Genomic DNA, 8,714 nt, shown 5'->3' on the forward strand with positions numbered 1-8,714 from the left:
TAAACCTGTCACATTGTCTTGTCACATCAAACAACATGAGGCATCAATGCAAAATAACTGTTCTCGAAACCAAGGTGTTTCCAGAACTCCAGGAGAAGTATCTCGCCGACCCCAAGTCGGGACTATGTCCGTGTTTCAAGCCTGGCGACACGTTCGTGCTTGACCGTACGCCGGAGAAGGACGACTTCTACCATCTGATGAACGGCAAGTTCTGCGGAGATGCATGGGATGCCGTAAGCCGCTATGTCTATACCGCCCTGCAGGGCGGCAGCATCATGCACGGCTGGGCCAACGATGAGCGTATGATGATAGCCTGCTGCAACGACGGCACACGCCCTGTCATCTTCAAGATAGAGCGCATCGACATACCCGAGAACGAGGATGAGAAGGAGTGGCTTGAAAAGCAGAACTTCAAGAACAGCGCAGAGGATGCCTATACCGGATGAACCGCCCTGCATCCTCTATGAAAATAAGTTTCCAACCTTATTGATTATTAACATCAAACAGTTGCGTAATTCGTTGGAATTTAGTAACTTTGAATATATCCTAACCCGTAAACAGATAAGAATATGGAAGAGTTAGCAGCAATATTCGAAGCGATAGTCGCAGTCTATGTCATTGGTGCAGTCCTCAAGTTCATCCTTAGGTTCTTTTTCCCTAAGAATGGCGGAGGATGGCATCCTGACAAGTAACAGCGATACACAGGCATGACAAGAAAGCCTGCTTGTCATACTGTCGTTTTTTCATTAAGAAGCGACATAAGGGGCTCTCGCTTACTTCCCCTTAGTTTGCTTTTTATCCTATAAGGGCGAGAATATTTATAATGAGAAGAATGGGCTGGGGCAGGTTCTGACAGCCTGTCAACCAGTGATGCGATAAACAGACGGAGAGCATGGCTAAAGGCGGAGGTTTGTGAAGCGAAGCCTCACACCCTGGAGACGGCAGCCATCCACTCGGTCTGTAGCAGCACCTTTGCCGATGTGACTCTTCATGGTAGCCAGCGAAGTCGGTAGCCATGCAGAGCCTTATCAGCAAATTGACAGTGCGGTCAGGGCCTTGGCGTGGGTGCAAGTACATGAGGCAAATCCATCGGAGTAGAAGAAGTGATAGCCTTAAAAAGAGAAGAAAGGGATTGGGCAGGTTCTAACTGTCTGTCAACCAGTGGTGCGAAGAACAGACGGTGTGCATGGCTAAAGGCGAAGGGCTGTGAAGCGCAGCCTCACTTCCTGGAGACGACAGCCATCCACTCGGTCTGTAGCAGCACCTTTGCCGATGTGGCTCTTCATGGTAGCCAGCGAAGTCGGTAGCCATGCAGAGCCTTATCAGCAAATTGACAGTGCGGTCAGGGCCTTGGAGTGGGTGCAAGTACATGAGGCATATCCATCGGAGTAGAAGAAGTGATAGCCTTAAAAAGAGAAGAAAGGGATTGGGCAGGTTCTGACTGCCTGTCAACCAGTGGTGCGAAGAACAGACGGAGTGCATGGCTAAAGGCGGAGGGTTGTGAAGCGTAGCCTCACTCCCTGGAGACGTCAGCCATCCACTCTGCCTGTAGCAGCACCTTTGCCGATGTGGCTCTTCATGGTAGCCAGCGAAGTCGGTAGCCATGCAGAGCCTTATCAGCAAATTGACAGTGCGGTCAGGACCTTGGCGTGGGTGCAAGTACATGAGGCAAATCTATCGGAGTAGATGAAGGGATAGCCTTAAAAAGAGAAAGAAGGGATAGGGCAGGTTCTGACTGCCTGTCAACTAGTGATGCGAAGAACAGACGGAGTGCATGGCTAAAGGCGAAGGGTAGTGAAGCGTAGCCTCACACCCCGGAGACGACAGCCATCCACTCGGTCTGTAGCAGCACCTTTGCCGAGGTGGCTCTTCATGGTAGCCAGCGAAGTCGGTAGCCATGCAGAGCCTTATCAGCAAATTGACAGTGCGGTCAGGGCCTTGGCGTGGGTGCAAATAATTTGTGGTGGACGAATGTTAGAATGAAAGTGATATTTCATAACAAAGAAGATTGGTCATCAAGGCTAAAGCAAAAGGTACTGTAATAAGTATTAGGGAAAGCGGCAAAGGGAAGGGCCCCGTTGCCGCCGATGTACCTATCAAGGCATCGAATTGGATTTCTAATAGATGTTCTCTACCATCACGCCCTGCCTCTTCGCTTCATTGACGGTGTAGAATGTTCCTCCCTTGGGTATGCCGTTAAAGTAAGCTATCAGACGAGAGGCATGCTCCACCATGTATCTGTCACGCCGCAAAAAGCAGTCTGGCCTATAGTCTGGAGACAAGACTATCTGCTCATCAGCTTTATGGAGCAGCTCCCAATACTTCAACTGGCTTGCTTTGCGCCATCGCTCACATTGACCTCTGTATGGGATGGCTGCCATCAGTGTGATGTCGGGGCGCTCTGACTTTAGTTCCACCACACACTCAGCTGCCATGAGGTCGAAACCACAAGCCATGCCACTAATGAACACCCTATAGCCGTCCTCGTATGCTCTGAGAATCGCTTCCATAAGCCGATCCTTCACTCTTGGTCTGTCTGCACTGCTGATAAGGCGATGGCCCGTGAAGGCCACCGTCTGTGCTCTGCTTGTATCTTTGTTGTCCATCATTGAATAGCTTTATTTGTTGTATCTGTAACTTGTCCGGCCAAGGAAGACACCTTGCAGAACGTTGCCGCCCATCTCCTCCAACTTATTGGCGAAGGTGGAGTAGCTGATGCCGGTGGTCACGCAATCGTCCCAACACACAATCTTCTTTCCCTTGAAGAAGTCACCATCAAACTCCAACACTGCAGCCGTGCTGATGCGCTTGCTCCTGCGCTGCTCGTGTACTGCGAGTCGGTCTTCCGCCACCTTGATGTGGTCGTAGCCGTTGGCGATGCCCGTCAGCTCGCTCACGCGGTTGCAGAAGCTCTTGTAGCGAGTCTCGTTCTTGGCTTGCGTGCTTGCAGGGATAGTCACCAGGAGAATGTCTGTCACGCTTTCTCCAAACTCCTCCTTGAGGTAGTCGGCGGTCATCTGTGCCACTTGCTCTGTAGCTTCTCCCTTTCCGTCCTTGAAGTCCCACATGAGCTGCCGATTGAGGATGGCATCCTCGCCTACATTTCTGATGCGTACGGGGAAGTACTTGATGAAGTGTGTCATCTTCTTCTCCAACTGCCTTTTGATGTTCTCGTCCAAATTCTTTCTCATAGCCGTAAATTTTTATTTCCCTCATTTTGGCAGCCGCTTCAGCGTGCCGGAGGGATATTTTACGCTGGTGAAAAGCGTTGGCCGTCAAGAGACAAGTGAGGGTGGCGAAAATACGCTCGGCACGAGGAAGATTTTCGGCAAGTGGCAAGGCCATGTCCCGGCTTGGTGATTGAGCAAGGCAAGACGCTACCTTTGCGTAAAATATCCTCCAAGGCAAAGCTGACGGCAAAGGAGAATAATCTCCTGCTACAACATAGGTAGAGCGAAAGCTTACAAGAACGGAACCCCTCATCAGGCTGTTAAGGGTAGAAGTCAATATTTCTTGGAAAGTACATGTAGAAGCGAGAGGAGACTATAGGTTTCATAACGGGATAGTATGAGCCTAAAAAAAGAAAGATAAAAATGAAGAACGGGTACATACAAGAGTAAGGGCGGGAACAGCGCAACAGCCAACTGCCGGTCGAACGACGAAGCAGACTCTGTACGCAGTGTCTGCAGCGAGACCTTTGACGAAGGTACCGAACAACAATATCCTTTCAAAACTGCCAAGAAGGTTCCTTCGGCAAACAGTTGGCTATTGTGCGGCGTGGGTGCATGTAAAAGAGAAAATGTAAGTACAATAAATTGGAGTAGCCTGTCAAAAGGCTTACAAGGTGCACATGGATGAGGGTCAAGGCAGAGTTTTTACCTTAAAAAGAGAAGGAAGCCGAAGCAACCTTCTCCTTAGAAACCGTAGAGGCGGTAGCCGCTACTCACCCTCGGTCTTCTTGCCCTCCAACTGGACAGGCGTGAATTTGTTGACCACGAAGATGATGCGGTGGCGGCGAGTGCCGGTCTTGTCGATGAACTCCTCAGGGCGAATCCAGCCGGAAATCTCTATAAGGGTGCCCTTGGTGAGCTGGGCGAAGGACTCCGTGGTACCGTTCTTGCGCCATACCTCGCAGGGCTGATAGGCAACTGGGCGGACTGTCTCCTCACCGCGCTTCTCCGTACGACTGATGGCAAGAGCGAAGGTGGCTTTCGTTGAGTTGGCGAACTGACGGATCTCTGCGTCCTGGGCCAGACGGCCTGATACGATGACTTGATTTGAAGTTTTCATAATCGATGAATTTAAAAGTGAAACGAAATTTTTTACATGCAATCAAAACGGCAAAGGGTCACTGTGGACAAGCCATGAAAATCAGCCGGAATACTCTTTTTGTTTGCGCAGAAAAGAAAAAGGAAGATTCCCGCTTATTTTATTGGCAGAGTGAAACGACCACACAAGCGGACTGTAGTCCAGCGCAGCTTCGCCGTAAATTTGCATAGGAAAAAACGAGTGGCTTTGGCAGTTCATCGAGAAAACGGAAGGTCAGGTCGAGTAGGCCATCATGGCTAAGGCGTGGTGAGCTGTCAGCCAACTCAAGAACTGCCACCAGCCCATCAATCGTGGAGAAGCTCCAAAGAAATAGAGACAGTCAGGGTGCCGAAAGGCATGTGAGGAGCAAAGACGATGTGTCACGCTGTCAACGGGGAAGCCTCCAAGGGAGTAGAGACCGCTGGACGCAATAAGAGGAGCGACAAGACCGCAGCCGTCACTGCATTTGTAGGTTCAACAAAGCCTGTACGTTGGAAGGGCAATGACTGAGGTGAATGGTAGCCTAACAGATGAAAAAGGAGAAGGTGCTTTGGCTTCCGGCTTCATTTCAGAAGAAGGGTAAAAACGAGCCAGTTGACGCTGTGCACTCCTGCTATAAGGGTACATCACTTCACTCACTCTCCTCGTATATATATACTGAAGTGACTGAACTCATTTGAGAGTGAACCCTTGGCTTCTTCTTTTTTTAAGGCGAGACAACTGCAAATACTAAGAATTACAAATAAGCATCAAATGAAGCACAAAGACTACTGCAAAAAATAAGCAAATAAGCATCAATGAAGTACTAAGGCAACTGCAAAAACACGTGCAATTGCAACTAAAATTGCAGTTAAAAGATTCAAAAGCCTTGCTTATACAAGATATTTATCTTACCTTTGTACTGCAAAAACAGGTGCAATTACCCCTAAATTTGCAGTTGACATAAATCGACAAAAGTTTTAAGGTATGGTTATCAATAGAAGTCATTATATAGATTTGCTCATGCATAAGCGGTGGAACGGCAAGGTGAAAATCATCACTGGCATCCGGCGTTGCGGCAAATCCTTCTTGCTCAATACACTATATAAGCAGGCTCTGATAGATGAGGGTGTCCCAAAGGATTCCTTCGTAGAGATAGCGTTGGACCGAAAATCTGACTTGAAGTTCAGAAATCCCAATGTACTCTATGACTACATTAAAGAGCTTACCAAGGATCCGAACAAGAAATATTATGTGATGATTGATGAGATTCAACTGTCATTGAAGGTTAAGAACAAAGAATTGGATGAGTCGATGGTTGCAGAGGAGGATCGTGACTTGCTTTACACCACATTCTATGACGTGCTCAATGACTTGATGGCCTGCAGGAATCTCGATGTATATGTTACCGGGTCCAACTCTAAGATGCTCTCAAAGGACATTGTGACCAATTTCCGCGACCGCGGGTCAGAGATAAGGGTTGCGCCATTGTCTTTCGATGAGTTTCTGTCCTATTCGAAGTTGGACAAAGCCGATGCTTTGGAACAATATCTGACATATGGAGGAATGCCTTTGGCCGTTCTTGAGACGGATGAGAAAGAGAAGCAGAAATACCTCCAGGATTTGTTCACCAACGTGTACATGAAGGACATTGTTGAACGGTACCATCTGAAGAATGATGCTGTAATGAACGCATTGATAGATGCTCTTTGCTCTTCTGTCGGTTCTTTGACTAATCCGCATAAACTTGCAAACACGGCAGCTACACTTCTTGACAAAAACACCTCAGACCACACCATCAAGTCATATCTGGATTATTTGGAGGATTCATTCCTGTTCAGTGCCGCCAAGCGATACGACGTCAAGGGCAGAAAATACTTTGATTCTCTTCAAAAATATTATGCTGTTGATCTTGGCTTGAGGAACGCGCGTTTGAATTTCCGCCAGCAGGAGCGCTCTCATCTTATGGAAAACATGCTGTACAACGAGCTTATCCACCGGGGGTATCGCGTAGATGTCGGTGTTGTAGAGGTTCAGCGGATGAACAATGGCATACGAAACAAAGGACAATATGATATTGATTTTGTAGTCAACCTTGGCAATGAGAAGGTTTATATACAGTCTGCATTGAATGTCAGTTCTCCAGAAAAGAAAGCGCAAGAGACTTTCTCCCTTCACAACACAGGTGACTTCTTCCGCAAGATTGTTGTCCTCGATGGTAATCAAAAGTTGTGGACAGATGAAGATGGAGTTATCTATGTTGGTGTGATTCCATTTCTCCTGAATGACTACATTGCATACATTGAGGGCAGCAACCTTTAGGAAACCTCTTTTTTGTTTATCAATTACTCTGAGATTCTCTTGGAAGTTTGATTTAAAATGCGTAACTTTGCCACGTTCCGTTATCAAAGGATCTGATAGGGTCAAAACTTGATTAACACGGGCGGGACGACGACATTCAGTATGTAGTTGATTTACAGATACCGTTTGATTTTGAGGAGGTGAAATAATGCCGCCAGGAAAAACGATAATAAACAACATGCAAATGCGTGCAGCTCAATGAGTTGCACGCATTTTGCGTTTATAGGGTTCTTGGTTCTTATGCCTTTGATATGTGTTTGTTTATGGCTTATTTGCAACATATTTGCGACACAACAAAAAAGTAGATAATGTGGGACTTATTCCCACCAATACATACTAATACATACTTAAAAGTAGATATTATGCCCGCAATCGGATTTGAGATTAAACGCAAGTGCAAGGTCTGTGGCGAGGTGTTTATTGCCAAGACTCTTGACAGTCTCTATTGTTCGCCCAAATGCAGCAAAGTGGCTTGGAAGCGCAAAAGAGACGCGCAAAGGAAGGAAGAGAAGCTCACGCAACTGGCACTACATATTCCCGACATAAGGGAGTATCTGTCGGTGCGGGAGGCCGTGGCGATGTTTGGTGTGGAGCGGACTACGCTCTACCGGCTCATAAAGAATGGTACTGTACCAGCTATCAATGTAGGGAAAAGGCTGACCAGAATCAAGCGCTCGGCCTTGGAAGCAATGTTCCTCACCAGAACGGAAAGTAATGCTGAGAAAACGAGACCGGTTCCAAAGAAATACAGCATGGAGCCGGGAGATTGCTACACCATCGGTGAGATATGTAACCGGTATCATGTTGACGACAGTACAGTATGGTCGCACATCCGGAAATATTCCATTCCTTCACGGCAGATAGGCAACTTCGTCTACGTACCTAAGGAAGAAATTGATAACCTCTATAAATCAGAAGTGAAATGAGAAAAGCATTAGTCAACACCAAGGTAACCGTCAAACTTAGGAAATCGGTTCACCATGCTGATGAGTGGTATCTCTTCATTGAGTCCTATCCCGTATATAAACGTGGCGAGGCCAAGGCAAAGAGAGTGATCGAAGCCCTCAATCGCACCATCTCGACTCCCGTATGGGATGTCTCGTCCGTTGCGCGCATCCTGCCTGACGGTTCGTTCAATTACAAGCCCAAGCGCGACATGAATGGCATCATTCAATGCAAGTCACGTTTGGACCAAGAGGCTTGTATCTATGCTGACAATGTCAGAAAGATGCGTCAGCATGAATATGACAGCATGGCGCTGTATTCTGACCGAGAATTGGAAATCATGGAGCAGAAGGAACGAAGCGCACAAGACTTCATCAAGTATTTCAATGACATCATCTACAAACGGCATCCAAACAGTTCTGATGCCATCATCGTGAACTGGTGTAGAGTTGGTGAGTTGCTCAGAATCTATTCGGAAGGTAAGCCGCTTCCTTTCAAGAACATCTCTGTGAGAGTATTGGAAGACATTAAAATGTTCCTCCTGCGTGCCCCGCTCGGTGGCAGGAAGAAGGGCACTATCTCCCGGAATACAGCATCCACCTATTTTTCCATTGTCAAGGCCGGACTTAAACAAGCCTTCATTGATGAGTTCCTTACCATCGATATGAGTGCAAAGGTGAAGGGTATCCCCACTGAGGATAAGGTACGCGCTACACTCTCACTCGAGGAGGTGAAGCGGTTGGCTGAGACACCTTGTGAGAATGAGGTGCTGAGACGTGCCTCGTTCTTTTCTATTCTTACAGGACTACGGCATATAGACATCAGTAAACTCAAATGGAAATATTTCTCTCAAACGAGCAATGGCGGCTGGCGTATCGACTTGTCGCAGATAAAGACGAAGAAAGATGCTTATTTGCCTATCTCCGATCAGGCTTTGTCCTTGTGTGGCGAGCATCCTGAAGATGAGGAACAACTCGTATTTGCCGGATTGCAAAGTAAGCGTATCGGTATTCACGTATTGCCACAAAAAAACTGATCAAGAGAGGAGGCTTGCCCAGTTTTGTTAGTCTTTTGTGGAAGGTTGCCAACGGTCTGGCAATAGGTTTCTATAATTCTCCAAT

General features: G+C 47.3%; 10 protein-coding genes. 7 read left to right on the plus strand and 3 right to left on the minus strand.

What is annotated here, in order from left to right; all coding sequences use genetic code 11:
* Nucleotides 1-35: 35 nt before the first annotated feature.
* From FYJ73_RS11355 to FYJ73_RS11365, 4 genes are all read left to right on the plus strand, one after another.
* Entirely contained in the window at nucleotides 36-446 is a 411-nt protein-coding gene (locus tag FYJ73_RS11355; protein WP_154534839.1) for a TIGR04076 family protein, read from the plus strand.
* A 123-nt stretch (nucleotides 447-569) separates the two neighbouring features.
* Nucleotides 570-692 (plus strand): hypothetical protein, encoded by a 123-nt coding sequence (locus FYJ73_RS16160; protein ID WP_262885124.1) that lies wholly within the window; start codon nucleotides 570-572, stop codon nucleotides 690-692.
* A gap of 514 nt (nucleotides 693-1,206) precedes the next feature.
* Nucleotides 1,207-1,392 (plus strand): hypothetical protein, encoded by a 186-nt coding sequence (locus FYJ73_RS11360; RefSeq protein ID WP_154534840.1) that lies wholly within the window; start codon nucleotides 1,207-1,209, stop codon nucleotides 1,390-1,392.
* A gap of 108 nt (nucleotides 1,393-1,500) precedes the next feature.
* Nucleotides 1,501-1,686, plus strand: coding sequence for a hypothetical protein (locus tag FYJ73_RS11365; RefSeq protein ID WP_154534841.1), 186 nt, complete (start codon nucleotides 1,501-1,503; stop codon nucleotides 1,684-1,686).
* A gap of 431 nt (nucleotides 1,687-2,117) precedes the next feature.
* On the opposite strand, the gene FYJ73_RS11370 is transcribed toward FYJ73_RS11365, so the two are convergent.
* The 3 genes from FYJ73_RS11370 to FYJ73_RS11380 all read right to left on the minus strand — a co-directional run bounded on the left by FYJ73_RS11370 (nucleotide 2,118) and on the right by FYJ73_RS11380 (nucleotide 4,290).
* A complete protein-coding gene (locus FYJ73_RS11370; RefSeq protein WP_235899336.1) occupies nucleotides 2,118-2,609 on the minus strand; it encodes an SLOG family protein in 492 nt (163 codons plus the stop codon).
* Nucleotides 2,610-2,618: 9 nt separating this feature from the next.
* Nucleotides 2,619-3,191 carry a ribonucleotide-diphosphate reductase subunit alpha gene (locus tag FYJ73_RS11375; RefSeq protein ID WP_154534843.1) on the minus strand — a complete coding sequence of 191 codons (573 nt, stop codon included), beginning with the start codon at nucleotides 3,189-3,191 and terminating at the stop codon, nucleotides 2,619-2,621.
* A gap of 748 nt (nucleotides 3,192-3,939) precedes the next feature.
* A complete protein-coding gene (locus FYJ73_RS11380; protein WP_154534844.1) occupies nucleotides 3,940-4,290 on the minus strand; it encodes a single-stranded DNA-binding protein in 351 nt (116 codons plus the stop codon).
* A gap of 984 nt (nucleotides 4,291-5,274) precedes the next feature.
* Between FYJ73_RS11380 and FYJ73_RS11385 the strand changes: the two genes are divergently transcribed.
* The 3 genes from FYJ73_RS11385 (at nucleotide 5,275) to FYJ73_RS11395 (ending at nucleotide 8,629) form a co-directional block, all read left to right on the plus strand.
* A complete protein-coding gene (locus FYJ73_RS11385; protein ID WP_154534845.1) occupies nucleotides 5,275-6,609 on the plus strand; it encodes an ATP-binding protein in 1,335 nt (444 codons plus the stop codon).
* 401 nt (nucleotides 6,610-7,010) lie between these two features.
* Entirely contained in the window at nucleotides 7,011-7,574 is a 564-nt protein-coding gene (locus FYJ73_RS11390) for a helix-turn-helix domain-containing protein (RefSeq protein WP_154534846.1), read from the plus strand.
* Nucleotides 7,571-8,629, plus strand: coding sequence for a site-specific integrase (locus FYJ73_RS11395; protein WP_154534847.1), 1,059 nt, complete (start codon nucleotides 7,571-7,573; stop codon nucleotides 8,627-8,629). The genes FYJ73_RS11390 and FYJ73_RS11395 overlap by 4 nt, the downstream gene beginning before the upstream one ends.
* Nucleotides 8,630-8,714: the final 85 nt, after the last annotated feature.

Source organism: Hallella mizrahii (assembly GCF_009695775.1).
GTDB lineage: Bacteria > Bacteroidota > Bacteroidia > Bacteroidales > Bacteroidaceae > Prevotella > Prevotella mizrahii.